Raw genomic sequence first — 25807 nt, 5'->3', positions numbered from 1 at the left:
CGCATCAATTCGGAGTACTGCGTTCTATGGGTATGGCAGCAGCGGTGGAAACCCAATTGCCGGGCGACCGGATCAGCAAGCGCAATTTCGACAGGCTTGCCCGGTTCATCTGCGACTATAGCGGCATCAAGATGCCGCCGACCAAGCTGACGATGCTCGAAGGGCGGCTGAGGCGCCGCCTTCGCGCAACCAATCATTCGACCTTCGACGATTATTGCGACTTCCTGTTCAATCACGACGGCCTCGCCCAGGAAACCGTCTATCTGATCGACGTGGTGACGACGAATAAGACCGACTTCTTCCGCGAAGCCAAGCATTTCGACTATCTGCAGAGCGTGGCGTTGCCGGCGATCGCCAATAGCGGCGTGCGGACCGTCCGCACCTGGAGTTCGGCCTGCTCGACCGGGGCGGAACCCTACACAATGGCGATGGTGCTGGCGGAGTTCGCCGAAGGCCGCAATGACGTCTCCTACAGCGTACTGGCGACCGACCTTTCCACCGACGTGCTGCAGACGGCGCGCCGGGGCATCTACCCGGAAGATTTGATCGCGCCTGTGCCACGCGATCTGCAGCGCAAATACGTGCTGACGGCCAAGCAGCCGGATCGGCGGGAGGTGCGCATCACGCCGAAACTGCGCAGCAAGATCGGTTTTGCCCGTATGAACCTAATGGACGAGAAATACGCTGTCGGCGAACCGATGCACGTCATCTTCTGCCGCAACGTGCTAATCTACTTCGACAAGCAGACTCAGGCCGGCGTGCTCAACCGCCTCTGTGATTGCCTGGCGAAGGGCGGCTATATGTTCATCGGCCATTCCGAATCGATCACCGGCTTCGATCTGCCGTTGAAGCAGGTCTCGAATACGGTGTTTCAGCGTATCTAAAGCGCATCGCGTCATCCCAAAACCGCTGCGCACTTCTGGACGGCATGCATTAGGGGCATTCATGGCTAAGAAAATCCGCGTTCTCATCATCGACGATTCCGCCAGCATCCGCCAGACGCTGACGCATGTGCTGGAGCAGGATCCCGATATCGAGATCATGGCGGTCGCATCCGACCCCTTCATGGCGGCGCGGAAGCTGCAGGAAGAGATCCCCGATGTCATCACGCTCGATGTGGAGATGCCGCGCATGGATGGCATCACCTTCCTGCGCAAGCTGATGTCGCAACGGCCGATCCCCGTCGTGATGTGCTCGTCGCTGACGGAGGCGGGATCGGAAACGCTGCTCCAGGCGCTGGAGGCCGGTGCCGTCGACGTCATCCTGAAATCGAAGATCGGCGCCGCCGACAGCCTTTCCGACGATGCGATGCGCATTCGCGAAGTCGTCAAGAGCGCCTCGCATGCACGGCTTTCCAACGTCCGCCGCGCCGCCGGAACCATTCGCTCTGCCTCAGTGGAAGGGCCGGCCAAGAAGCTGACGGCGGATGTGATGCTGCCGCCGCCGACGGGGCGGGCCATGGCGAAGACGACGGAGATGGTCGTCTGCGTCGGTGCCTCCACCGGCGGCACCGAAGCGCTGCGCGAGTTCCTGGAGGAACTGCCGGCCAATGCGCCGGGCATGGTGATCGTCCAGCATATGCCGGAGAAATTCACCGCCGCCTTCGCGAAGCGGCTGAACGGGCTCTGCGAGGTCGAGGTCAAGGAGGCCGTCGATGGCGATCCGGTGCTGCGCGGCCATGTGCTGATCGCGCCAGGCGACAAGCACATGCTGCTCGAACGCCAGGGTGCGCGCTACTATGTGAGCGTCAAGAGCGGGCCGCTGGTGTCGCGACACCGGCCTGCTGTCGACGTGCTCTTCCGCTCGGCGGCGCGCTCGGCCGGCTCGAACGCCATGGGGATCATCATGACCGGCATGGGCGACGACGGCGCGCGCGGCATGCTGGAAATGCATCAGGCCGGCGCCTACACCGTGGCGCAGGACGAGGCGAGTTCCGTTGTTTTCGGCATGCCGAAGGAGGCGATCGCCAAAGGCGGCGTCGATCGGGTCCTGCCGCTCGATCAGATCGCCCGCGAAGTACTGATGACGCAGCAGAAGTTTTAAGTCGGTTCAAGGGAACCGGCTTTTGATCATAGCCGTGCAGGTTTTCTGTTCAGGCGAGATAACCGCCGTCGATCGTCAGGCTGGCACCGGTGACGAAGGCGGCCTCGGCACTGGCGAGATAGGCGGCGAGGCCGGCGATCTCGCGGTCCTCCCCCAGGCGGCCAAGCGCCATCAGCGGCTTGAGGCGCTCATGATCGTCCTCATTGGGGTTCATGTCGGTCGCCGTCGGGCCGGGCTGGATGTTGTTGACGGTGATGCCGCGGGGGCCGAGATCGCGGGCGAGGCCGCGGGTCATCGAGGCGATCGCGCCCTTCGTCATGCTGTAGACTGCGGAGGTCGGAAAGCCGCTACGATCGGCGGTGACGCTGCCGATGGTGATGATGCGGCCGCCTTCCTTCATATGTCTTGCCGCTGCCTGGATGCCGACGAAGGCAGCGCGGACATTAACGGCGAACATCCGGTCGAAATCTTCGAGCGAATAGTCGTCGAGCGGGTTGAGGATGAGAATCCCGGCATTGCTGACGAGAATGTCGAGACCGCCAAAGGTCCCGGCTGTCAGCGCGACGGCATCCTGTACGGCTTTCGCATCGGCACTGTCGGCCCGGATAGCCAGCGCCCGGCCGCCGGCAGCCTCCAACTCGGCGACGATCGCCTTCGCCGTGTGCTCGGAGCTGGAATAGGTGAAGGCGACGGCGGCTCCGTCAGCGGCGAGCCTTCGGACGATGGCGGCACCGATGCCGCGCGAGCCGCCGGTGACGAGGGCGATCTTGGTGGAAAGGGGTTGAGACATGCAGGTTTCCTTTGTTTTTGGATCGTTCAGTCTAGAATTATCCATGAAAAAGCCAGCTCGGAGTTGTTCTCGTCAGCGGAGGCTTCTGATTGCCATGCGTGCGATAGCGCGGAGCGTCGCGGGTGAGGCGCCGTTTCGGGCACTGACTTTCATGCCCGACAAGGCAGCGCCGAGAAACCGAATGGCGTCGGCGATATCGATATCTGTTGCGAGTTCTCCGGTCCTGCGAGCCTCCCCGAGAAGGCTCTCGATCGCCGCGTGAAGCGCGTGGCCGGCGCTGTCGGTAAGAGCTGCGACCTCGGCATCGGTGCGGCCGAATTCGCAGATGGCGCTGACACCGAGGCAGCCGCGCCGCGCCTCGGCAGCGGGACGTGAGGCGAAAGCGACGAGAGCGCCTTCCAGCGCCTCGATCGGCCGGCCTTCGCGGCGAAGATCGGCGATGATCTTGTCGATGCTCTCCACATTGTAGCGCTTCAGCGCTTCCAGATAGAGACCGCGCTTGTCGCCGAAGGTGTCGTACATGCTTTGCCGGCTGATCTTCATCGCGGTCAGCAGTTCCTCGGTCGAGGTGCCTTCATAGCCGTGCTCGGAAAATACGCCGATGGCGGCATGAAGGGCGGTGTCGCGATCGAATTCCTTGTGTCGTGCCATGACGAGGCTTCTACTCTTATTGGACTGATCTGTCCAGAATAAAATTGATGGTTTCTGGCGCCGCAGGGCAGCCATGCGCGCCTCCCCTTGAAATTTCCCTGATTTTGTGGTCTTGAGGCCGCCAATCTTCGCAGCGCTGCCTGTCATGCATGTTCAGGGACCCTTCCCGCCCCTGGCAGCGCGCGCGCCCCGTATCAGTCCCAAGGAAAATGCGCCGATGGCCCGTTCAGCTCTTCTCAATGTCATGGTTCAGGCTGCCCTCAAGGCAGGAAAGTCGCTGGGACGTGATTTCGGCGAGGTGCAGAACCTGCAGGTTTCCGTGAAGGGGCCGGGCGACTTCGTTTCCACCGCCGACCGCAAGGCCGAAAAGATCGTCAGGGAAGAGCTGCTGAAGGCGCGTCCGACCTATGGCTTCCTCGGCGAAGAAAGCGAAGAGATCAAGGGCACGGACGGTGCGCATCGCTGGATCGTCGACCCGCTCGACGGCACGACGAACTTCCTGCACGGCATCCCGGCCTTCGCGGTCTCGATCGCTCTTGAGCGCAACGGCGAGATCGTCGCCGCCGTCGTTTTCAATCCGGCGACCGACGAGCTTTATACCGCCGAGCGCGGCGGCGGCGCCTTTCTCAACGACCGGCGCCTGCGCGTCGCCGCTCGCCGCTCGCTGTCGGATTGCGTGATCGGCTGCGGCGTGCCGGCGCTCGGCAAGCGCAATCACGGCAAGTTCCTGGTCGAGCTTCGCCACGTGATGGGCGAAGTGGCGGGCATCCGGCGTCTGGGCTCGCCGACCCTCGATCTTGCCTATGTCGCGGCCGGGCGTTTCGACGGTTTCTGGGAGGCCGAGCTGGCGCCGTGGGACATGGCGGCCGGCATCCTGCTCATCCGCGAAGCCGGCGGTTTCACCACCGACTGGGACGGTGGCGCAACGATGCTGGAGAGCGGCACAATCGTCGCCGGCAACGAGATTATCCACAAGGCGCTGATCGAAGTCGTCAAGCGGCCGGTTCCCGCCAAGTGACCGAACGAAAATCTGGCTGTTGTAAAGTCACGGTTTTCTCCCCGGCATACTTCAATTCGGCACAATGTTGTTCTAGTCTCCGCCAGCAGGGAATCCGGAGGCTGCGTAACCTATGGAAAATGTGAATGTGGCGGAGATCGGCTCCACCGAAAAGACGGCGGGCACTTATGCCTACAGGCTTTCGAGCCCCATGCCCTTCCTCTGGACGATGCTGCTTTTCCTCGTCATCGTCGGTTTTATCGCCGCCATCCTCTTCCGGCAGACGCAGACCGCCTTCATGCACAATCCGGGCCTCAACGGCCTGATCCTCGGCGTTCTCGCGGTCGGAATCATTCTTGTTTTCAACCATGTACTGGCGCTTCGACCCGAGGTGCGCTGGTTTAATTCCTTCCGCGCCGCCGGCAGCGCCGACAAGGTCAACCGCAATCCGCGGCTGCTTGCGCCAATGCGGGCGCTGCTCGGCAGCCGCAAGTCCTCACTGGCACTGTCGACGACGGCGCTGCGCTCGATTCTCGATTCGATCGCCACCCGCCTCGACGAATCGCGCGACGTTTCGCGCTACCTGATCGGCCTCTTGGTCTTCCTCGGCCTGCTCGGCACATTCTGGGGTCTCATCGGCACCATCGGTTCGATCAGCATCGTCATCCAGTCGCTCGATGCCGGCTCGAACGGCACCGGAGACGTGCTCTCGGCGCTGAAGGAAGGGCTTTCGACGCCGCTTTCGGGCATGGGCCAGGCCTTCTCCTCCTCGCTGCTCGGCCTTTCCGGTTCGCTCATTCTCGGCTTCCTCGACCTGCAGGCCGGCCGCGCGCAAAACCGCTTCTACATGGAGCTGGAAAACTGGCTGTCCTCGGTCACGGATGTCGGCTCCGATCTTGCCCCCGCTCTCGAGGCCGTTTCCGGCGCTTCCTCTGACGACATGCGCGCACTCTCCGATTATCTGCGCAAGGTTTCCGAAGAGGGTGGCGCCGGCAGCCAGCGCTCCGTCGCCGCCATGGCAAGCCTTGCCGAGGGCATTCAGGGCCTCGTCAAGAACATGCGCAACGAGCAGCAGATGCTGCGCGACTGGATCGAGGCACAGCAGGACGAGGCCAAGGCGATGCGCCGCACGCTCGACCGGCTTGCCGAACGCATCGGCGTGCAGGAGCGCGCCGGCGAGAGGGGCGAGCGGTCACGCGACCGCGCCAGCCAGGCCGAAAAGAGCGAGGGCAAGTAAGCCATGGCTCTTGCCCGCAACCGGCGCCGCGAACGTACGGTGGATTACTGGCCGGGCTTCGTCGACGCATTGTCGACGCTGCTCATCGCCATCATGTTCCTGCTGACGGTCTTCGTCGTCGGGCAGTTCATCCTCAGCCGCGAGATCAGCGGACGCGACGAGGTGCTGAACCGCCTCAACAGCCAGATCAACGAGCTGACGCAGCTTCTGGCGCTCGAGAAAGGCAGCAACCAGGATCTCCAGGATTCGGTCGCCAATCTGCAGGCCTCGCTTGCCAGTGCCGAAGGTGATCGTTCGCGGCTGCAGGCGCTGCTGAATGCCGGTTCGGGCGGCCAGGATGCGGCGCAGAAGCGGATCGGGGCGATGACGCAGGAACTCGACCAGCAAAAGCAGGTGAGTGAGCGGGCGCTCAGCCAGGTCGAACTGCTGAACCAGCAGATCGCAGCACTTCGCAGCCAGATCGCTGCCGTCGAAGCAGCCCTTCAGGCGTCGGAGGAGAAAGACCGGGTCTCGCAGACCAAGATCGCCGATCTCGGCAGCCGCCTCAACGTGGCGCTCGCCGCGCGCGTTCAGGAGTTGAACCGCTACCGCTCCGACTTCTTCGGCCGGTTGCGCGAGATCCTTTCGGACCGCGAAAATATCCGCATCGTCGGCGACCGGTTCGTCTTCCAATCGGAAGTGCTGTTTCCCTCGGGCGGCGCCGATCTCAACCCGGCGGGGCAGACCGAGATGGCGAAGCTTGCTAGCGCCCTTCTCGATCTCGCCAAGGAAATTCCGCCCGAGATCAACTGGGTGCTGCGCGTCGATGGCCATACCGACAACGTGCCGCTTGGCGGAACGGGCCGCTATCGCGACAATTGGGAACTCTCCTCGGCGCGCGCGATTTCTGTCGTCAAATTCCTGATCGCACGGGGCGTGCCGGCCGACCGGCTGGTTGCCGCAGGCTTCGGCGAATTCCAGCCGATCGCGCCGGGCGATACACCGGATGCGCGCTCTACCAACCGCCGCATCGAGCTGAAGCTGACCGAGAAGTGATTAACTTGATATCGCCTGCCGCGCGTCCTTTAGCCGGCCGGTGAGAAAATCGCGCACGGCGGGGCTGTCGCTGAGGCCGATGGCTGTCATATAGGCACCGGCTGCCGCGGTATGATCGCGGGCCTGAGTCAGGAGAAAGGCACGCACCGCCCAGTAGGGCTGGTAGCTTGCGATGTCGCGCGGATCGAGCTTGTCGAGTTGCTCCAGGCCGGCAGCGGCGCTCAAGGCCCTGCCGATCACCGCAGCCTGGCTGACGTGTGCACCCAATGTCGGCTTCATCATCACCAGCGCTGCGTAAAGTGTTGTCAGCGGCTGCCAGTCGGTCGTTCCCGACAGCCGGCGCGCTGCATGCACGGACTGGATCGCCGCCTGGCACTGGAAGGGGCCGAAACGGTCGAAGCCGCCGGCCTTGCGCAGCAGTGCATCCGCCTCGGCAATCATGATCGCGTTCCACGCGGCCGTATCCTGCTCGTCCAGTGGCACATATCGGCCGCTATCGTCGCGCCGGGCGCTGCGGCGGGCTTCGCAGTGGAGCATCAGCGACAGCAGGCCGATCGCTTCCGGCTCGTTCGGCAGCACCGCCAGAAGCGCACGGCCGAGCCAGATCGCTTCGCCGGCCAGCGAATGGCGCTCTTCCTCGCCGTCGAGACCATCCCAGCCGAGACCGTAAGCCGCGTAGATCGCCGCAAGCACCGCGGCGAGCCGCCCGGGCAAGGCGGGGCGAGGCGGGACGGCGAAGGGAATGCCGGCATCCCGGATCTTCACCTTGGCCCGCACCAGGCGCTGGCTCATCGTTTCCGGCGAAACGACGAAGGTCCGTGCGATCGTTCTCGCCTCGATGCCGAGAACGGTCTGCAGCATGAGCGCCGTATGCACGGAGCTGTCGATGGCGGGATGGGTGCAGGCGAAGAGCAGCTTCAGCCGCTCATCGGGAAAGACGGCGCTGCCGGCCGCATTCATGCGTTCCTCCGCCTCCTCGAAGGCGACCGATATCGTCGTTTGTGCATTGGCCTCGACAGTGCGGTGGCGGGCAGCCTGCATGAGGTTGCGGCGGGCAGCCACCAGCAGCCAAGCTTCCGGATTGCCAGGAATGCCGCGCTCCGGCCAGACGCGAAGCGCCGAAGCCAGCGCTTCCGACAATGCATCTTCTGCCGCCGGCACGTCGCGCGAGCGGGCGGCCAGAAAGGCGATCAGTTTGCCGTAGGACTGACGCGCCACCTTTTCGGCAGCGCGTCCGGCATCGGGCGGCATGACCACCTCACATCTGCAGGCGCGGGCGCACCTCGACCGAACCCTTGTCGGAGATCGGAACCCGGGTTGCCCATTCGAGCGCGGTGTCCATGTCGGGGACATCGATCAGATAGAAGCCGCCGAGCTGTTCTTTGCCGTCCGGATAAGGGCCGTCCTGGACATCGTGGTCCTCGCCTTTGCGGCGCACGATCGTGCCGGTCTCCGGGGGTGTCAGCCCGGCGCCGCCAGTCATGATCCCTGCCTGAGCGAGCGCCTGGCTGTAGGCGACCCAGCCGTCGCGATAGGCGGGATCGCTGCGGCGGGCGAAATCCTCGGCGGCTTCGCGAATGATGAGAGCATATTGCATGGAAAACTCCTGATCTCGTTGCTGACGTTGATCCGGGCATGCCGATATCGGGACCGATACCCCGAAAGCCGTGAAGCCCGGCGGAGCGGCGGAGCCGTTCCAAAACAATGAGGCGCGGCCACCGGTCGTTTCGACATGGCTTTCAAAAAATACGCGAAAAAGAAAAATGGCGCCGAAAATCGCAAGCAAGCGGGCCGGGCTCAAGGGCACCGGCGCTGCTTACGGGCGCGAAAGGGCAGGGCGGCAATCACGCCGCCGCTGCCGGTCTGCTCAGGACTCGGCCTTCGTCTGATCGACGATCTCGGCGCTTGGCGTGTTCTTCTTGATGGATTCGATGGCACTCATGGCGGACGCCTTCGCCTTGTAGCCCTCCGACGAGAACATGGCTTCCCCGTTCGATGCTTTGAAGCGGAAGCGGAACTCCCCGCCCTTATCCTTATAGACTTCGAATTTATACATAGATGTCTCCCGAAATCCCAAAACGCTGAATTGCAACCATCAGCTTAGCGGAAGCTAGATCAAAATGGCGAGCTTTTCCACTGCCTTAATCAGGATTGGGTTGCTTAGCGTCCAATTGTCACCGTTTCCATTGGACGCAAGCGAATGAGGACGCCGGCGCCCATGCCTGCCTAAAATCTGAATCCTGTTCTCAATTAAAGAGTAGAGCATGATGTCATCCGAAAACCGCTCACACTTTTCGGCATCATGCTTTGGCATCACTCCATCTGGATATTCGCGCCCTTGACGACCGGTCCCCATTTGGCGAGTTCGGCCTTCACATGGGCGGCGAGTTCCTCCGGCGTCGAGCCGACGATGGTGGCGCTGAACTCTTTCATCCGTTCCGCGACGGCTGGGTCGGCGAGCGCCTTTTTAGCCGAGGCGTTGAGGCGCGTCACGACCTCGCCCGGCGTCTTGGCTGGGGCGAAAAGCGCGTTCCAGGTATAGGTCTCGTAACCTGGAATACCTGACTCGGCGACGGTCGGTACATCGGGGAAGGAGGGCGCGCGCTCGGCCGTGGTCACCGCCAGCGCCCGCAGAGTGCCGGCCTTGATGTGGCTCGACGAGGAGGGCAGGTTGTCGAACATGATCGGCACCTGGTTGCCGATGACGTCGTTCAATGCCGGACCGGCGCCCTTATAGGGGATGTGCTGCATGCTGACGCCGGCCATGGACTTGAAGAGTTCGCCGGAAAGATGCAAAGGCGTGCCGTTGCCCGATGAGGCGTAGCTGTATTTGTCGGGCTCGGCCTTCAGCAGGGCGACCAGTTCCTGCACGGTCTTTGCCGGCAGTTCCGGATTGACGACCAGCACATTCGGCACGACGACGAGCAGCGAGATCGGTGCGAAATCCTTTTCGGCGTCATATGGCGTCGATTTCAGGATAAGCGGATTGAGGGCGTGGGTCGCGACCGTGCCCATCAGGATGGTGTAGCCGTCCGGTTCGGCGCGGGCGACGTTACCGGCGCCGAGATTGCCGCCGGCGCCGGCGACGTTCTGGACGATCACCTGTTGGCCGAGATCCTCCGACATCTTCTGCGCGACGATGCGGGCGACGACATCGGTCGAGCCGCCGGCCGCGAAGGGCACGACCATAGTGATCGCGCGATCGGGAAAATCCGCAGCGGTGGCAGAGGCGCCGACGGCAATGGCCGCAAGCATACCGAAACCGAGCGCAAGGCCCGCACGTCGCGTCATATCGGAAAGCGCCATTCCTATCTCCTCCCAAGGATTTCAGCAGCAATATCCCCACCCGGGGAATGAAGAGCTTAGGGCAGGACGCGCGAAAGACAACCGCAGAGAAGCGCGGCGGGTTCAAACTTTAGTCGCTGTTGGCGGGAGAAGTGCGCGCCGGCTATTTCGCGGCAGCGAGCACATCCTCATTGGCGGCGTCGAATTGCAGCCGCGCCAGCCGCGCATAAATGCCGCCATGGCGGATCAGGCTCTGATGCGTGCCCTCTTCGACGACGCGGCCCTGATCCATGACGAGAATGCGGTCGGCCTTCAGCACCGTCGCCAGGCGATGGGCGATGACGAGCGTCGTGCGGCCGTCCACCAGACCGTCAAGCGCCTTCTGCACCAGCGTCTCGCTTTCGGCGTCAAGCGCGGAGGTTGCCTCGTCAAGCAGCAGCACGGGTGCGTTTTTCAGGATGGCGCGGGCAATGGCGATGCGTTGGCGCTGGCCGCCGGAGAGCGTGATGCCGCGTTCGCCGACCTCGGTCTCATAACCCTGGTCCAGCCGGGCGATGAATTCGTCGGCCTGGGCGGCAAGGGCTGCGGCGCGGACCTCGTCACGTGAGGCACCGGGACGGCCAAAGGCGATGTTGTCATGAATCGACGCGGCAAAGATGGTGACGTCCTGCGGCACGATGGCGATGCGCTGGCGCAGCTCATCGGGCGTCGTCAGCTGTGCGTCGACCCCATCGATCTTCACGCTGCCCTGCTGTGGATCGTAGAAGCGCAGCAGCAGCGAGAATACGGTGCTCTTGCCGGCACCGGAAGGGCCGACGATGGCGACGGTCTCACCTGGCGTGACGGCGAAGCTTAAGCCATGCAGCGCCGATTTGCCGGGGCGCGAGGGATAGGCAAAATGCACGCCTGAAAATTCGACGCGGCCGCGGCTGGGCGAAGGAAGCGGCTCGGGGCTGGCGGGAGCGGTAATCGGCGAGACCTCGTCGAGAAGCTCGGTCAGCCGGTCTGCAGCACCGGCTGCCTGCGAGAGTTCACCCCAGACTTCCGACAGCGCACCCAGCGAACCGGCGGAGATGACGGCATAGAGCAGGAACTGGCCGAGCGTGCCGGCCGAAAGCGTGCCGGCAAGCACGCTGTGGGCGCCGAACCAGAGCACGGCGACGACGCTGCCGAAGATCAGCGTGATGGCGATTCCGGTTAGCAGCGCGCGCGAGCGGATGGCGGCGCGGGCGGCCTCATAGGCGGATTCGACGGCGGTGCCGTAACGCGTCGCTGCGGCATCCTCACCGTTGAAGGCCTGGACGGTGCGGGTCGCGGCGATCGTCTCGTTGGCGAAGGCGGAGGCATCGGCCAGCGTATCCTGGGCGGCGCGTGAGCGCTTGCGCACCGAGCGGCCGAAGGCGACGAGCGGGAAGACGATCAGCGGGATTGCTCCGATGACGAGGCTCGAAAGCTTCGGCGAGGTGACGATCATCATGCCCATGGCGCCGATACAGAGGATGAAGTTCCTGAGCGCCACCGAGGCGGTAGCGCCGACGGCGGACTTGATCTGCGTCGTATCGGCGGTCAGCCGCGAGACGATCTCGCCGGACTGGTTGACGTCGAAGAAGGAGGGCGACAGCCTAGTCACATGGGAAAAGACATCGCGGCGAAGATCGGCGACGATGCGCTCGCCGATGGTGATGACGAAATAGTAGCGCAGCGCGCTGGCGACCGCGAGCACGATGGCCATGACCATCAGCATGGCGAAGTAGCTGTTGATGAAGCGGCCGTCGGACTGGGTGAAGCCGTGATCAATCATGCGACGCACGGCGAGCGGCAGCGCCAGCGAGGTGATGGCGGCAAGCGCCAGCGAGATCAGCGCACCGGCCACCAGGCCGCGGTAACGCATGACATAGGGCGTCAGCCTGCCGAGCGGTCGCAGCGATCGCGTCTTGTTTTCCTCAGCCCGTGCCTGCTCTGCCAAATCGTCTCCGATCGCCCGCAGGACCCGCGCAATGCGGCCTGTTGGCTCTTGTTATCTAGGCGTCCTTCATGTATAGGCACCGCATCCTAATGGGAAGCCGTAGCCATCCGACTGCGGCTTCATTTATTCAATCGGTTCGTTGGCCGCAACTGCATGCGGCAAATTGAACTCCGGTATCGCAGGAAGATTGTTATGAAGGCAGGCATCCATCCCGAATATCACATGATCAAGGTGGTCATGACCGATGGCACTGAGTACGAAACCCGCTCGACCTGGGGTTCGGAAGGCGCTGTCATGAACCTCGAAATCGATTCCAAGTCGCATCCGGCCTGGACCGGCGGCAACCAGCAGCTCATGGACCGCGGTGGCCGCGTCTCCAAGTTCAACAAGCGCTTCGGCGGCCTCGGCCTCTAATCGCTTTTGCTCGACGGAATTCGAAGAGCCCGGTTTCGCCGGGCTTTTTTGCGTTCGCAATGGCTTACAGCGCCGCGCGTCTTTTAAAGCATGTCGCGCAAAAGTGTGCAGCGGTTTTGGGCTAACGACATGCGTAAAAACAAAGACCTAAAGCGCGACAAGCGAATCTGAAAGATCGCGACGCGCTTTAGACGCGCAAAGGACGCTGTAGGAATTCCGGCGTTCGGCGGCAAAACAAAAAAACCGGCCGCGTAAGACGCAGCCGGTTTGTATTCGAATTCTTGATCCGGTCAGTTGTTGCCGAAGGCGGTCTGCAACAGGGAAAGCTGGGCCTGGACGCTGTTCTGATTATCATGAACGATTACCGCTTCGGACGGGCGGTAGATTTCGCGGTCGAGCAGGGCAATGCGGTTCTGCAAACGCAGCGAGCGTTCGACGAGGTCGCGGAAGGATTCCGGCAGGTCGCCCCAGCCGGGTGCAGCGCGGTCGACGTTGAAGCCGTCGAGGCGAACCTTGTTCTTTTCAGCCAGCACCTGATCGCGAGACATTTCGCCATTGTTGACGGCGCGCTGCAACAGCAGCCAGGAGGCCATCTGCATCAGGCGGGTGGTGAGACGCATCGATTCCGCGGCGTAGAGAACCGAGGCCATCCGGGGCAGAACCTTGGAAGCGGCGCGGCCCTGACCGTCGAGATAGGCGGCAGTCTCTTCGACCAGCGACATGCCTTCCGCATAAAGTGCCTTGAACTGCGAAGATGCAGCGGCGCGACCTGCAAAACTGATCGTGTTCAATCCAACTTCCGACATCGCAATAGTCCCTGTTCGCACGCAGCTACATATATTCAGGTAACGCCGGTTCCGATGGAAAAGTTTCCAGGCCGGGTCTTTATGACTTTAAGATGGTATCATTAGCCCAAATGCGCAAGCCGTTTCTTAAGAAAGGGTTAATCTCCACAGTTTCGTGGAAGTGCGCCGGGCAGAGGAAAAAGAAGAGCCGCAAACGCGGCTCTCAAGGTAAAACAGGGAGAAAAATCAGACCAATTCACCGCTTGGAAAACTGTCTGAGATCCAGAGGAAATCCGGATGAATACAGTAATACCTTATAAAGCTTAATATTTTATTAACATTGTGCCGGATTAAGACTTGAGGCGGGTTATTTTATCCGCCTATAGCCTTGTTTTTCGGGGTTTTTATCGGATCACGAGCGGAAGAAGCTTTCCGCCGCCTGCCGCCCGGAGGCCTTGCGGGCGGCCTCGGCCTCAAGGCGGGCGATCTCCGTCTTCAGCAATTCCACCCGCGCCTTCAATTCGTCGACCGAAAGCATGGAGAGATCGGCGCCGATCTCATGGGCGACTTTCTTCTGCGGCCGGTCATCATCGATGAAGCTCATGGTTCGTCCTCCGTTCGCTGCCTAACCAAACTTTACAGCAGGATCGTCGCTTTCGGGAGACTTTCCGGTTTCGGGAGGTTTGCCAGCGCCGCGATCGGCAAGCGACATGCTTTGCGGTGTCAGGATCGCCGAGGTGCCGGTCGGGATCGTCGTGTAGGCGTCGCGGTCGCTGGCGGGGACCGCGGCGCGGATGCGGCTCCTGATGATGGCATAAACGGTGATCAGCACATGGGCGATGGCGGTGACGAGGAAAAGCGCATGCGGCGTGATCGCCGACATGACGGGACCGCTGAGCGTCGGGCCGATCACCGTGCCGATGCCATAGAGCAGCAGCAGGCCGCCGGAGACCTTGACGAAATCCTCCGACGCCGCAAAGTCGTTCGCGTGGGCGACGGCGATCGGATAGAGCGTATTCGCCACGGCGCCGTAAAGGACGACGAGCCCGATCAGCAAAGCGGGGGACGTCGGGTGGAGCAAGAAGATCAGCAGGCCGGCAAGGGCGGCGATCCCCGACATGGCAGCGAGCACGTAGCGCCGGTCGATGCGATCGGAAAGCCGGCCGGCCGGCAGCTGCATCACCGCCCCGGCGAAGATGGTGGCGCTCATCATGACGGCAATGCTGGTGTCGGAGAGGCCGGCGCCGGCGCCGAAGACGGCGCCGAGCGTGCCGTAGGCACCGTTGGCGATGCCGACGAGCAAGATGCCGAGGCAGGAGACCGGCGAGTTGCGATAGAGCGCCGGCAGGTCGAGGCGCACCGCCTTCAACGGCTGCGGCGAAGCGGCGGTCGACAACGTCGTCGGCAGCATGGCGATGCAATAGAAGATGCCGCAGATCATGAACAGCACCGGTGTGCGCACATCCTCGAGCGGGATCATCATCTGGCCGCCGACGACGCCGATGAGTGTGATGCCAATATAGAGCGAGAAAATCGCGCCGCGACTCTCGTTGCTGGCGCGCTCGTTCAGCCAGCTTTCGATGATCATCGACGTGCCGGCGGTGGAGAAGCCGGTGACGGCGCGCAGGACCACCCACCAGACCGGATCGATGATGATGCCGCTGACCAACGCGATGATGGCGATGATCGAGATGAAGCCGGAAAAGGCACGCACATGGCCGACGCGGCGCACGATCTTCGGAGCAACCAGGCAGCCGATGACGAAGCCCCCGGCCCATGAGGTGCCGAGCAGGCCAAGCGTCGTCGTTCCGTAGCCTTCGAGATTGCCGCGCACGGGAAGCAGGATGCCCTGCAGGCCGTTGCCCATGAAAAGGAAGAGCGTGCCAAAGAGCAGCGCGGCGACGGACAGCAGATTTCTCTTCATTTCCCCAGACTCGGTCTTAGCGATTTGCAATGACATAAGGCAGGACCTGCGTCAGCCCAGCCTCAAGATGATTGATTGTGCCCCGGAATGTCTTTACGGCGTGTCGAGATCCTCTTGTTCGCGCGGAAAAATGTCCGTCCTGTGACATTCCGAAAAACGGAAAAAATAAAGCATGACAAAGCTGATAGCCTTGCTGCTCATCCTTGCCATGGCGATACAAGTGATCAAGCCGCTCGGGCTTCCCGGCCTCAGGCGGCGAATGGATTTCTGGAAGCTCGCGCTGATCGCTTTCGCCGTCTGGGCAGTGGCTCTGCTTTCGCGCGATTTCCTGATGTAGCCCCGGATTACGTGTAACGCAGGGGTACGGTTCGGGCTGCGCCCGTCAGTTTTGCAAGCTAATTTCGCCGCGCATGACGGAAACACAGCCTCCCGAGATGACGACATCGGTGACGATGCCGTTGGATTTCGCGATATCAAGGGTGATGACGCTGCGGCGGCCCATTTCGACGCCCTGTTCAATGGTGATGCGGACGTTCATATCGGCCTCCAGCGCAAGCGAGACGAGATAGGCGCCAAGCGCGGCTGACGCGCTGCCCGTTGCCGGATCCTCGGGCACATTGTCGAGGGGCGCGAACATGCGGGCGCGAATATTCCATGGATTTTCGGCTGTCCTCACATAGAGGAAGAGCGAAAAGTCGTGGCCGCTGGTTGTCTGGTGGCCGGCAGCTGCCTGGAACCCGGCAAGGTTTGGGCGGACGGCGGCCAGCGCCTCGAGCCCATTCACTTCTGCAACGGCGAAATTCAGGCCGACGGATGCAAAGGCCGGGGCATGGGTGGTGCTGACGATGACACCGGCGTCGAGCGAGACGCAGCCGGCGATGGTTTCCGCGGCGATGGTGTCGCCGATCGTCAGCGGCTGCGGCGCGCGGATGGCGGCACCGGCAACCTTTCCGCCGCTGCGTTTCAGGCTGACTTCGACGATGCCGGCCTTTTCCTCGAAACGCAGCGTATCGCCGACCGGCTTGCCGAAAATCTCCGCCTGCTGGCCGAGCACATAGGCGGTGCCGACGTTCGGATGGCCGGCAAAGGGTATTTCCATCGTCGGGGTGAAGATGCGCACGCGGGCGGAATTTTGCGGGTCTTCCGGCGGCAGGACGAAGGTGACTTCGGAATAATGGAACTCGGTGGCGATCTTTTGCATCGTCGTATCGCTCAGACCGCGCGCATCGGAGATGACGGCAAGCGGATTGCCCTCGAAGCGGGTGGAGGTGAAGACATCGACGGTGACGTAGGAGAGGGTGTTCATGGCGGCTCCTGTTGTGACAGGGCGCTATGAGTAATCACGGTTTTTCGCGGAACGAAGCGGTTTCTTGTCGCCGTGACAATGGGAGGGAAGGAAACGGCAGAGAGGGCAGGAAGCCGCGTTCGCCGCCCCCTGCCCATTAGTTCAAAGCTCCAAAAGCTCAGGCGGCCTTTTCCAGGTCTTTCTTCCAGTTGCCCTTGGCGGCAAGGCTGTTCATCTCGGCGCGGTGGGTGAATTCGCGCTGGCCGGCAGCGACGTTTTCCTGCTTGCCGTTCCAGGCCCTGAGCGCGCTGTCCTGCAGGGCGCGGCCGTAGGAGAAGGTGACGAACCAGGGCAGGTCGCCGATGGCATTGATCGCCGAAAGGTGGGCTGTCGCTTCTTCGGTCGTCTGGCCGCCGGAGAGGAAGGCGATGCCGGGAACAGCGGGCGGAACGGTCGTCTTCAGCACCTTGACGGTGCGTTCGGCAACTTCCGCGACCGAGGCCTTGCGGGCGTTCTTGCCGTCGATCACCATGTTCGGCTTGAGGATCATGCCTTCGAGGTTGACGCGGGCATCGGCGAGTTCCTCGAAAACGATGCGCAGCGTGGATTCGGTCACTTCGGCGCAGCGGTCGATATTGTGGTCGCCCGGTTTGCCGTCCATCAGGCATTCCGGCTCGACGATCGGAACGATCCCGGCTTCCTGGCAAAGTGCGGCATAACGAGCAAGCGCCTGAGCGTTGGCGCGGACGGAACCGCGGGTCGGCAAGGTCGATGAGATGGCGATGACGCCGCGCCACTTGGCGAAGCGGGCGCCGGCTTCATAATATCTGGCAAGGCGCTCGCCGAGGCCGTCGAGGCCTTCGGTGATGGTTTCAGCGGGATATTTGGCCATCGGCTTGGCGCCTGTATCGACCTTGATGCCGGGGATGGCGCCGGCGGCGCGGATGATGTCGACGAAGGGCGTGCCGTCCGCGGCCTTCTGGAACAACGTCTCTTCGAAGAGAATAACGCCGGAGATATATTTCTTCATCGCTTCGTCGGAGCGGAAGAGCATTTCGCGGTAGTCGCGCCGGCTCGTTTCGGTCGATTCGAGATTGATCGCGTCGAAACGCTTCTTGATGGTGGAGGTCGATTCATCGGCGGCGAGCAGCCCCCGGCCGCCCGTAACCATCTGCACTGCAATGTCTTCCAGTCGTTCGCTCATTTTCGTTCTCTCCACAACAATAAACATCGGCACTTCAGGAATATAGAACGCGGATAACAGAAGTTTATAGAGAGGAAAATGGAAGGCTAAGTCATTGAAACGATTGAATTCAATTCAATCGTTTGAAAATTTGAGATTTTTTTCATCCTCTGAGCAAAAGACCGTGGAAGCTGTTTTCCTTCCACGGTCTATCCACATGTAAAATCTGCGAAATCAGTCTTGGTAATTATCTACAGCGCCGCGCGTCTTTCAGACGCGCAAAGGACGCTGTAGCACTTTGAATGGCTGCTAATTATGTCCTTAAATCAGTTCCGATTTAAGGAATTATGCAGCAGCAGTGTTGAGGACGGCGACGCCGGGAAGCTCTTTGCCTTCCATCCATTCGAGGAAGGCGCCGCCAGCGGTCGAGACATAGGTGAAATCGTCGGCAACGCCGGCATGGTTGAGCGCCGAGACGGTGTCGCCACCGCCGGCTACAGAGGTGAGCTTGCCGGCTACGGTGCGTCCGGCGGCGTATTTCGCGGCAGCGACCGTCGCGGCATCGAAGGGTTCGATCTCGAAGGCGCCGAGCGGGCCGTTCCAGACCAGGGTTGAGGCGCGTTCGATCCAGGCGTTGATGGCCTCGACCGATTTCGGGCCGACATCGAGCACCATGGCATCGGCAGGAATGGCGTTGATATCGACCGTTTCGTTGGCGGCGCCGGCCTTGAACTCGCGGGCGATCACGCCATCCTCCGGCAGGATGATGGCGCAGCCGGCGGTGGCTGCCTCGATCATGATCTGTTTGGCGGTTTCGGCGAGATCATGTTCGCAGAGCGACTTGCCGACATTGGTGCCGCGGGCGGCGATGAAGGTATTGGCCATGCCGCCGCCGATGACCAGCGCATCGACTTTCTTCACGAGGTTCATCAAGAGGTCGATCTTGGTGGAGACCTTGGCGCCGCCGACGATCGCGACGACAGGGCGAGCGGGATCACCGAGGCCCTTTTCCAACGCTTCCAGCTCGGCCTGCATGGTGCGGCCGGCATAGGCCGGCAGGTGGTGGGCAAGACCCTCGGTCGAGGCATGGGCGCGGTGGGCGGCCGAAAAGGCGTCGTTGACGTAGATGTCGCCGTTGGCGGCAAGCGCCTTGGTGAAGTCGGAGTCGTTGTTTTCCTCGCCCTTGTGGAAGCGGGTGTTTTCCAGAAGCAGGATATCGCCGTCATTCATCGCGGCAACGGCGGAGGCGGCGGCTTCGCCGATGCAGTCGGAGGCCGTCAGCACGGCATGATCAAGCACTTCCTCGACGGAAGGGGCGATCAGCGACAGCGACAGATCCGGCGAAGGGCCATCCTTCGGCCGGCCAAAATGGGCCAGCAGGATCACCTTGGCACCCTTTTCGGACAATTCGAGGATCGTCGGCGCCACACGCTCGATGCGCGTCACATCGGTGACCTTGCCGTCTTTCACCGGGACGTTGAGGTCGACGCGGACGAGAACGCGCTTGCCGCGGATGTCGGAAAGATCGTCGAGGGTCTTGAAAGAAGGCATGGGGGGATCCTGTCGTGGTTGGCGAAAGTCGCGCCGAACATAGCAAGGATCATTCGAGACGCAAGGCGTTCAGCGGCCGTTTTCGCGTGTGCCTTCGTCGCGTCCGGCCGGTGGTTTCAGCGTGCTTTCGGAAGCCGCGGTATCCCGGTTCCGGCGTCCGTTCAGCCGGTCGCGGATGCGCTGGATGATGTCCTTGAGATTGAGGAAGATCGGCAGCGTAATTGCCGGTTCGACCGCTTCGAGCGACATGCCGACGGAGGTGATGTGATCGTGCTCGTCGAGATCGCGGACGATGAGGATGATCGAGCCGAGGCGGACGCGGTCGGCATAATCGGCCTTGCCGCCGAGACGCTGCCGCATCAATTCGGCGATCGTCAGGCCCTTTTCGGATTCGTTGAGCAGGCCGGGGCCATAGGCGGCGTCGAGATCGGCGGCGGGGCGGGCCGGAGAGAGCGCGAAGGCCCCGAAGAATTCGGCATCGTCGTCATCGACAGGCGCCCGGCTGGCGAAGAGCCGGTCGAGCAGGCGGGAATAGCTCGGCACGATGAAGAGGTAGACGAGATCGTGCTCGCGCAGCCGTCCGGCATATTGATAGCGCATCGACTTGCCGTCACGGATGACGAGCGAGGGGGTCGCCCAGCGCGGAATGCGCTCGCCGCGCAGCACCGGGCTATCCTTGATGACGCGGTAAGAGAGCAGTTCGTGGTTGGCCGCACCCGGCAGGTCGACCTCGACCTTGTCGACGGCGCCGATGCGCGGCGGAATGATCAGCCCGAGCTTCTTGGCGACGGGTTTGATCGTCCAGCCCTGGAGGAGCAGCGAGACCAGCACGATGATGAAGGCGGTGTTGAAGTAGATCTGGCCGTTCTCAAGCCCGCCGAGGATCGGCATGATGGCGAGCAGGATGGAGACGGCGCCGCGCAGGCCGACCCAAGCAACGAAGCCGATTTCCTGCTGCGTGTAATCGAAGGGAAGCAGCGACAGCCAGATCGCCAACGGCCGGGCGACGAAGATCAGGAAGAGGGCGAGCAGGATGGCCGGCACGATGATGGCAGGGAATTGCGACGGCGTGGCGAGCAGGCCGAGCACCAGGAACATGATGATCTGCGCCAGCCAGGTCATGCCGTCCTGGAAGCGCTTGATGGTGCCGATCGCCTGCATCTTGCGGTTTCCGGCGTAGATGCCGGCGACATAGACGGCGAGGAAGCCGCTGCCGCCGACCGCGCCGGTGAAGGAGAAGACGAGAAGAGCGAGCGCCAGCACGAAGATCGGCGTCAGGCCGCGATCGGTATCGAGCTTGCTGACGATCAGCACGATCATCATGCCGCCGAGCAGGCCGAGAATGACGCCGAGGCCCATCTGCTGCACGAACATGGCGAGCATGCCGATATTGATGCCGGCATAACGCTCGCCGCTCGCCAGCACCTCGACGAGGGCGATGGTGAGGAAGATCGCCATCGGGTCGTTGGTGCCGGATTCGACTTCCAGCGTCGAGCGCACCTTGTCGCGGATGTTGATGCCGCCGATGCGCAACAGGAAGAAGACGGCGGCGGCATCCGTCGACGCGACGATCGAGCCGAGCAGCAGTCCTTCCAGCCAGGTGAAATTCAAAAGCCACATGGCGGCGAAGGCAAAGAGCGAGGCGGTGATCAGCACGCCGACCGAGGCGAGCGCCAGAGACGGCACAGCCGCCAGCCGGAAGGCCTGCATCGGCGTGCCGAAGCCTGAATCGAACAGGATGATGGCCAGCGCGATGGAGCCGAGAATATAGGCGAGATAATTGTTGCTGAACTCGATGCCGAGGCCATCGACGCCGGCAGCAAGGCCGATCATCAGGAAGAGCAGCAGCAGGGGGGCGCCGAAGCGGAATGCGAGCAGGCTCGAAAAAGCGGCAAGAAGCACGAGCGCCGTCGACACCAGCACCACGATATAGAACGCTTCCATGCCCACCCCTTTCCATCGACTGCTTCGCGAACACAGCCGCCCGGCCGGTTCGCCTTTATCCAACCCCTCCGGCACGCGCGGCAATCCGTCAGTAAACGGCAAAACGTCAGAGAAGGGTAGGCCTTGCGGCTTAACCTCGTCGCGATGCTGCTTCATGCTGCTGAACGGCTGCCGGACGGCCAACCGACACGGACGGAATGCTACGGGAGAAATTCTCTATAAAGAATGTATAGGAAAATCAGGCGAGAGCAGGGCAAAAGAGACGGGCACGGATTTTTCCTGCCGGTATCTGCGAATGGCAACAGAATAAGACACGCTCCCCCTTTCACGCGGCCCGTTTGCCTCGTCCGATGACGGGAAGAAAAATGAGCGCTTTCGATATCGGGTAGGAAAATGCCGGCCGCCCAGCGGGAGCAGCCGGCTGCAGTTTTGTGCCGGAAGCGGCCGGCTCTTGCTCTGCTATCCCAACACTTCCTGAAGTATGATGATGGCGAGAAACGAGAGGCCAATGAACGCGGCGACCCAGATGACCAGACGATTGGCCTTTGCCAACACGGCAGGTCTGACGTCCCGCTTGGGGTGAAACCGTTCCCGCCGTTTGAGGGTGGTGTGGGACAAGCGTTTTTGTGCCTCTGCCATTTATCGCCTCCACTTGGCGCACTTTAGCTTGTGCAGCGCTGTGCATTCCTCAATCTAGCACGCTTGCTCAGCGGATTGCCAACCCGTGATCCATCCTTGCGGCCAAGGAAGTCGTTGATGATGGTTTCGCGCAGGGACGCCTATCGAATTCGAACCCGTCGCTTCGATATGACTTCGAAACCGGCGTGGATCGTCGGTCAGTCTTCTGTGTCCTCGCCCTCGTCGGTCAGATCCGCGACCGGGACCAGGAAAACGACGAACTCGTCCTCGATCGTCCGTTCGGGATCGTCGTCGAATTCATAGGCGTGCTCGACTTCGCTCGCTTCCTCGGTGGTCGCCTTGCGCAGGCTCAGGGCCGCTTTGCGGTCCCAAAGAGGCTTGCCTTCGGATTCCAGGACGGTCAGATCGTCGCGAAAGTCTTCCGCCTCGAAGAAATGCATCGCTTCCTCATGATTTTCCGAGCGAAAACTGGCAATGGCGCGGTCGGCGATTTCAACGGTAAAGTAATCCATCCATCTCTCTCATTTTCATGCGGGCGACAGTGCTACCACACGGTATTGGCGTTCCGCACCTGGCCGGTGGCCGATGCGGTGTGAGGAAACTGGGCAATTTGGAATGTCCAGGGTGCCGTATTCTAACAGATCTCTTCCGGGCAATGGGCGAAAAGATGCCAGTGCGGGAAGGCCGGTTTCGTTTGGAGGCACGGCAACAAAAAGCGGCCCGGTTTCCCGTGCCGCTTGCATATCGATGCCTCAAGAGCGCTCAGATGAGCTTGGCGAAAGCGACTGCCGTGTCGGACATGCGGCTGGAGAAGCCCCACTCGTTGTCGTACCAGGACAGGACGCGCACGAAGTTGCCTTCCATGACCTTGGTCTGATCGGTTGCGAGGATCGAGGAGTGGCTGTCGTGGTTGAAGTCACGGGAGACGAGCGGCTCGTCGGTGTAGCCGAGGATACCCTTCAGCTTGCCGTTGGCAGCAGCCATGATGGCTTCGTTGATCTCGCCAACGCTGGTCGCCTTCTTGGCGACGAACTTGAAGTCGACGACCGAAACGTTCGGGGTCGGAACGCGGATCGAGGTGCCGTCGAGCTTGCCTTTCAGATGCGGCAGAACGAGGCCGACTGCCTTGGCTGCACCCGTCGAGGTCGGGATCATGGAAAGGGCGGCCGCGCGGGCGCGATACAGGTCCTTGTGCATCGTGTCGAGCGTCGGCTGGTCGCCGGTGTAGGAGTGGATGGTCGTCATGAAGCCGTGGTCGATGCCGACGGCGTCGTCGAGAACCTTCACGACCGGCACCAGGCAGTTGGTGGTGCAGGACGCGTTGGAGATGACCAAGTGCTCCTTGGTGAGCTGGTCATGGTTGACGCCGAAGACGACCGTCAGGTCGGCACCATCGGCAGGCGCCGAGACGATGACGCGCTTGGCGCCGGCCGTCAGGTGGGCGGCAGCCTTGTCGCGGGCGGTGAAGATGCCGGTGCATTCCATCGCGATGTCGACGCCGAGCTCGCGGTGCGGGAGCGTTGCCGGATCCTTGATCGCCGTGACCTTGATCGGCTTGCCGTTGCCGACGATGATCGTGTCACCCTCGACCTTCACCGTTGCCGGGAAGCGGCCGTGGATCGAGTCGTAGCGCAGCAGGTGGGCGTTGGTTTCAACCGGGCCGAGATCGTTGATGGCGACGACTTCGATGTCGGTGCGGCCGGATTCGACGATGGCGCGAAGGACGTTGCGGCCGATGCGGCCGAAACCGTTAATGGCAACCTTGACTGTCATGTGCATTCACTCCCGATAGAGTAGGGCCCGATAGTTGAGGGCCTGGAATTGAGGAGATGGAGAGCGCCCCAAGGCGCCCTCATTAAAGCTTTGCTTCCGCGGCTGCAACGACGGCGTCGGCCGTGATGCCGAAATGCTTGTAAACTTCCTTGACCGGGCCGGAAGCGCCGAAGCTCTTCATGCCGATGAAGGTACCTTCCGGTCCAATGAACGCATCCCAGCCTTCGCGAACGGCGGCTTCGACGGCGATCTTGACCGGCGAGTTGCCGAGAATTTCCTTGCGATAAGCTTCAGGCTGCTCGAAGAACAGTTCCGTGCAGGGAACCGATACGACGCGGACGGTGACGCCCTTGGCTTCGAGTGCCGTACGCGCCGCAACGGCGATTTCGACTTCCGAGCCGGAAGCAAAGATCGTCACCTTGGCGTCGGCATTGCCGGCCAGCGTGTAGGCGCCCTGTTCGCAGAGGTTCTTTTCGCTGTATTCGGTGCGGGACGGCGTGAGGTTCTGGCGCGTCAGGGCAAGGCCCGAAGGACGGTTGTGCGTCTTGATGGCGATCTGCCAGCATTCCGCCGTTTCCGTGGCGTCGGCCGGGCGGAAGACCATCAGGTTCGGGATGGCGCGGAGACCGGCGAGCTGTTCGACCGGCTGGTGCGTCGGGCCGTCTTCGCCGACGCCGATCGAGTCATGCGTCAGGACGTGAATGACGCGGATGCCCATCAGCGAAGCAAGACGGATCGGCGGGCGGCAATAATCCGAGAAGATCAGGAAGCCGCCGCTGTAGGGGATCAGGCCGCCATGCAGCGCAATGCCATTCATGGCAGACGCCATGCCGTGCTCGCGGATGCCCCAATGCATGTAACGGCCGGCGAAATCCGTCGGCGTGATCGAATGCATCTGGCTGGTCTTGGTGTTGTTCGACGGCGTCAGATCGGCGGAGCCGCCGAGCGTTTCCGGCAGGAAGCCATTGATGACCTCGAGCGCGTCTTCCGAGGCCTTGCGGGTCGCAACCGTCGGCTTGGTCTCGGCGAGCTTCTTCTTATATGCGCTGATCGCGGCGTCGAAGCCTTCCGGCAGATCGCCTGCCATGCGGCGGGTGAACTCGGCCCTGGCCGGAGCCTTGGCAAGACCGTCTTCCCAAGCCTCGACGAGGTCGGCGGAGCGAGCGCCGGCTGCACGCCAGCTGTCGAGGACATCAGACGGGATGACGAAGGCTTCGGATTCCCAGTTCAGCGCCTTGCGGGTGGCGGCGATTTCCTCGGCGCCGAGCGGATTGCCGTGGACCTTGTGGGTGCCTTGCTTGTTCGGGGCGCCGAAGCCGATGATCGTCTTGCAGGCGATGAAGGTCGGGCGGTCGGACTTATGCGCAGCTTCGATTGCGGCGGCGATAGCGGCCTGATCGTGGCCATCGATCTCGATCGTGTTCCAGTGTACGGCCTTGAAGCGGGCGATCTGGTCGGTGGAGTCCGACAGCGAGACGGCGCCGTCGATGGTGATCGAGTTGTTATCCCAGAACAGGACGAGCTTGTTGAGCTTCAGGTGGCCGGCGAGCGCAATGGCTTCGTGGCTGATGCCCTCCATCAGGCAGCCGTCGCCGCAGATCGCATAGGTATAGTGATCCTGGAGGTCGGAGCCGAACTCCTCGCGCAGCTTGCGTTCGGCAATCGCCATGCCGACGGAATTGGCGATGCCCTGGCCGAGCGGACCGGTCGTCGTTTCGATACCTGTGGCATGACCGTATTCCGGATGGCCGGCAGTCTTCGAACCGAGCTGGCGGAACTGCTTCAGATCCTCGATCGTCATATCGGGATAGCCCGTCAGATACAGCAGCGAATAAAGCAGCATCGAGCCATGGCCGGCCGACAGCACAAAGCGATCGCGGTTCGGCCAATGCGGCTTCTTTGGATCGAACTTCAGATATTTGGTGAACAGGACCGTCGCCACGTCAGCCATGCCCATCGGCATGCCCGGGTGGCCGGAGTTCGCCTTTTCAACGGCGTCCATGGCGAGAAAACGGATCGCATTCGCCATCCGGTCGTGTTGTTCGGGAGAGGTCATGGCTTTTCCGCAAGTTCCGGGTGTCGGGGGATGGCCTCGAGCCTCCAAGACCATCGAGTGAAAGCGGCAGAGACATAGCAGTTGGGGCGGGCAAGTCAATAAAAGGCAGGCCAAATCCGGGCCGTCGGCGGCGATTTTTGACATTTGATCGCGCGATTGTACAAATGACGAATCTGCTGTGACGGGTATGTGTAAAACGCTCATCCACAGGATAGGCCGGTGGGCAGGTGACGGGATTTATTGACGGGC

General features: G+C 62.1%; 25 protein-coding genes. 7 read left to right on the top strand and 18 right to left on the bottom strand.

Features of this window, described 5'->3' with window-relative positions; genetic code table 11:
* Positions 1-26 precede the first annotated feature (26 nt).
* The gene (locus V8P77_RS14460; RefSeq protein ID WP_335913080.1) at positions 27-884 is read left to right on the top strand and encodes a CheR family methyltransferase; all 858 of its coding nucleotides are present in this window, start codon (positions 27-29) and stop codon (positions 882-884) included.
* A 61-nt stretch (positions 885-945) separates the two neighbouring features.
* Entirely contained in the window at positions 946-2043 is a 1098-nt protein-coding gene (locus V8P77_RS14455) for a protein-glutamate methylesterase/protein-glutamine glutaminase (RefSeq protein ID WP_335913079.1), read from the top strand.
* A gap of 49 nt (positions 2044-2092) precedes the next feature.
* Here V8P77_RS14455 and V8P77_RS14450 read toward each other — a convergent pair whose 3' ends face one another.
* Both V8P77_RS14450 and V8P77_RS14445 read right to left on the bottom strand, forming a co-directional pair.
* The gene (locus V8P77_RS14450; protein ID WP_335913078.1) at positions 2093-2833 is read right to left on the bottom strand and encodes a 3-oxoacyl-ACP reductase family protein; all 741 of its coding nucleotides are present in this window, start codon (positions 2831-2833) and stop codon (positions 2093-2095) included.
* A gap of 72 nt (positions 2834-2905) precedes the next feature.
* A complete protein-coding gene (locus V8P77_RS14445) occupies positions 2906-3484 on the bottom strand; it encodes a TetR/AcrR family transcriptional regulator (protein WP_335913077.1) in 579 nt (192 codons plus the stop codon).
* Positions 3485-3701: 217 nt separating this feature from the next.
* On the opposite strand from V8P77_RS14445, the gene V8P77_RS14440 reads away from it, so the two are divergent.
* The 3 genes from V8P77_RS14440 to V8P77_RS14430 all read left to right on the top strand — a co-directional run bounded on the left by V8P77_RS14440 (position 3702) and on the right by V8P77_RS14430 (position 6753).
* A complete protein-coding gene (locus V8P77_RS14440) occupies positions 3702-4502 on the top strand; it encodes an inositol monophosphatase family protein (RefSeq protein WP_335913076.1) in 801 nt (266 codons plus the stop codon).
* A gap of 112 nt (positions 4503-4614) precedes the next feature.
* On the top strand, positions 4615-5718 hold the full coding sequence (locus tag V8P77_RS14435; RefSeq protein WP_335913075.1) for a flagellar motor protein MotA: 1104 nt from the start codon (positions 4615-4617) through the stop codon (positions 5716-5718).
* Between the two features lie 3 nt (positions 5719-5721).
* A complete protein-coding gene (locus tag V8P77_RS14430) occupies positions 5722-6753 on the top strand; it encodes a peptidoglycan -binding protein (protein ID WP_335913074.1) in 1032 nt (343 codons plus the stop codon).
* On the opposite strand, the gene V8P77_RS14425 is transcribed toward V8P77_RS14430, so the two are convergent.
* The 5 genes from V8P77_RS14425 to V8P77_RS14405 all read right to left on the bottom strand — a co-directional run bounded on the left by V8P77_RS14425 (position 6754) and on the right by V8P77_RS14405 (position 12004).
* Positions 6754-8004, bottom strand: coding sequence for an RNA polymerase sigma factor (locus tag V8P77_RS14425; RefSeq protein ID WP_335913073.1), 1251 nt, complete (start codon positions 8002-8004; stop codon positions 6754-6756).
* A gap of 7 nt (positions 8005-8011) precedes the next feature.
* The gene (locus tag V8P77_RS14420) at positions 8012-8350 is read right to left on the bottom strand and encodes a YciI family protein (RefSeq protein WP_335913072.1); all 339 of its coding nucleotides are present in this window, start codon (positions 8348-8350) and stop codon (positions 8012-8014) included.
* A 270-nt stretch (positions 8351-8620) separates the two neighbouring features.
* Positions 8621-8809, bottom strand: a complete 189-nt coding sequence (locus V8P77_RS14415) for a YegP family protein (protein WP_003542808.1) — start codon at positions 8807-8809, stop codon at positions 8621-8623.
* A 257-nt stretch (positions 8810-9066) separates the two neighbouring features.
* Positions 9067-10059, bottom strand: a complete 993-nt coding sequence (locus V8P77_RS14410) for a Bug family tripartite tricarboxylate transporter substrate binding protein (protein WP_335913071.1) — start codon at positions 10057-10059, stop codon at positions 9067-9069.
* A 142-nt stretch (positions 10060-10201) separates the two neighbouring features.
* Entirely contained in the window at positions 10202-12004 is a 1803-nt protein-coding gene (locus V8P77_RS14405) for an ABC transporter transmembrane domain-containing protein (protein WP_335913070.1), read from the bottom strand.
* 192 nt (positions 12005-12196) lie between these two features.
* Here V8P77_RS14405 and rpmE point away from each other — a divergent pair, with 192 nt between their 5' ends.
* Entirely contained in the window at positions 12197-12418 is a 222-nt protein-coding gene (rpmE, locus tag V8P77_RS14400; protein WP_003542805.1) for a 50S ribosomal protein L31, read from the top strand.
* 290 nt (positions 12419-12708) lie between these two features.
* Here the strand turns inward: rpmE and rcdA are convergent, their stop codons facing one another.
* The 3 genes from rcdA to V8P77_RS14385 form a co-directional block, all read right to left on the bottom strand.
* A complete protein-coding gene (rcdA, locus tag V8P77_RS14395) occupies positions 12709-13224 on the bottom strand; it encodes a protease adaptor protein RcdA (protein ID WP_003542804.1) in 516 nt (171 codons plus the stop codon).
* Positions 13225-13615: 391 nt separating this feature from the next.
* Positions 13616-13807 (bottom strand): DUF1192 domain-containing protein, encoded by a 192-nt coding sequence (locus V8P77_RS14390; RefSeq protein WP_003542803.1) that lies wholly within the window; start codon positions 13805-13807, stop codon positions 13616-13618.
* A gap of 21 nt (positions 13808-13828) precedes the next feature.
* Entirely contained in the window at positions 13829-15127 is a 1299-nt protein-coding gene (locus V8P77_RS14385) for an MFS transporter (protein WP_335913069.1), read from the bottom strand.
* A gap of 172 nt (positions 15128-15299) precedes the next feature.
* On the opposite strand from V8P77_RS14385, the gene V8P77_RS14380 reads away from it, so the two are divergent.
* Positions 15300-15464 carry a hypothetical protein gene (locus V8P77_RS14380; protein WP_003542801.1) on the top strand — a complete coding sequence of 55 codons (165 nt, stop codon included), beginning with the start codon at positions 15300-15302 and terminating at the stop codon, positions 15462-15464.
* Positions 15465-15509: 45 nt separating this feature from the next.
* Here the strand turns inward: V8P77_RS14380 and V8P77_RS14375 are convergent, their stop codons facing one another.
* The 8 genes from V8P77_RS14375 to tkt all read right to left on the bottom strand — a co-directional run bounded on the left by V8P77_RS14375 (position 15510) and on the right by tkt (position 25558).
* Entirely contained in the window at positions 15510-16433 is a 924-nt protein-coding gene (locus V8P77_RS14375; protein ID WP_335913068.1) for a PhzF family phenazine biosynthesis protein, read from the bottom strand.
* Between the two features lie 157 nt (positions 16434-16590).
* Positions 16591-17616, bottom strand: coding sequence for a class I fructose-bisphosphate aldolase (locus tag V8P77_RS14370; RefSeq protein ID WP_335913067.1), 1026 nt, complete (start codon positions 17614-17616; stop codon positions 16591-16593).
* Positions 17617-17940: 324 nt separating this feature from the next.
* A complete protein-coding gene (locus tag V8P77_RS14365; RefSeq protein ID WP_335913066.1) occupies positions 17941-19146 on the bottom strand; it encodes a phosphoglycerate kinase in 1206 nt (401 codons plus the stop codon).
* A 69-nt stretch (positions 19147-19215) separates the two neighbouring features.
* The gene (locus V8P77_RS14360; protein ID WP_335913065.1) at positions 19216-21090 is read right to left on the bottom strand and encodes a potassium/proton antiporter; all 1875 of its coding nucleotides are present in this window, start codon (positions 21088-21090) and stop codon (positions 19216-19218) included.
* Between the two features lie 459 nt (positions 21091-21549).
* Positions 21550-21729 carry a hypothetical protein gene (locus V8P77_RS14355; RefSeq protein WP_335913064.1) on the bottom strand — a complete coding sequence of 60 codons (180 nt, stop codon included), beginning with the start codon at positions 21727-21729 and terminating at the stop codon, positions 21550-21552.
* 197 nt (positions 21730-21926) lie between these two features.
* Positions 21927-22241, bottom strand: a complete 315-nt coding sequence (locus tag V8P77_RS14350; protein ID WP_335913063.1) for a hypothetical protein — start codon at positions 22239-22241, stop codon at positions 21927-21929.
* Positions 22242-22491: 250 nt separating this feature from the next.
* Positions 22492-23502, bottom strand: a complete 1011-nt coding sequence (gene gap, locus V8P77_RS14345; RefSeq protein WP_026158863.1) for a type I glyceraldehyde-3-phosphate dehydrogenase — start codon at positions 23500-23502, stop codon at positions 22492-22494.
* 82 nt (positions 23503-23584) lie between these two features.
* Entirely contained in the window at positions 23585-25558 is a 1974-nt protein-coding gene (gene tkt, locus V8P77_RS14340; protein ID WP_335913062.1) for a transketolase, read from the bottom strand.
* Positions 25559-25807: the final 249 nt, after the last annotated feature.

It is taken from the genome of Rhizobium aouanii, from assembly GCF_037002925.1.
In the GTDB taxonomy this organism is placed as follows: domain Bacteria; phylum Pseudomonadota; class Alphaproteobacteria; order Rhizobiales; family Rhizobiaceae; genus Rhizobium; species Rhizobium aouanii.
This window is presented reverse-complemented; position numbering and strand designations above follow the sequence as displayed.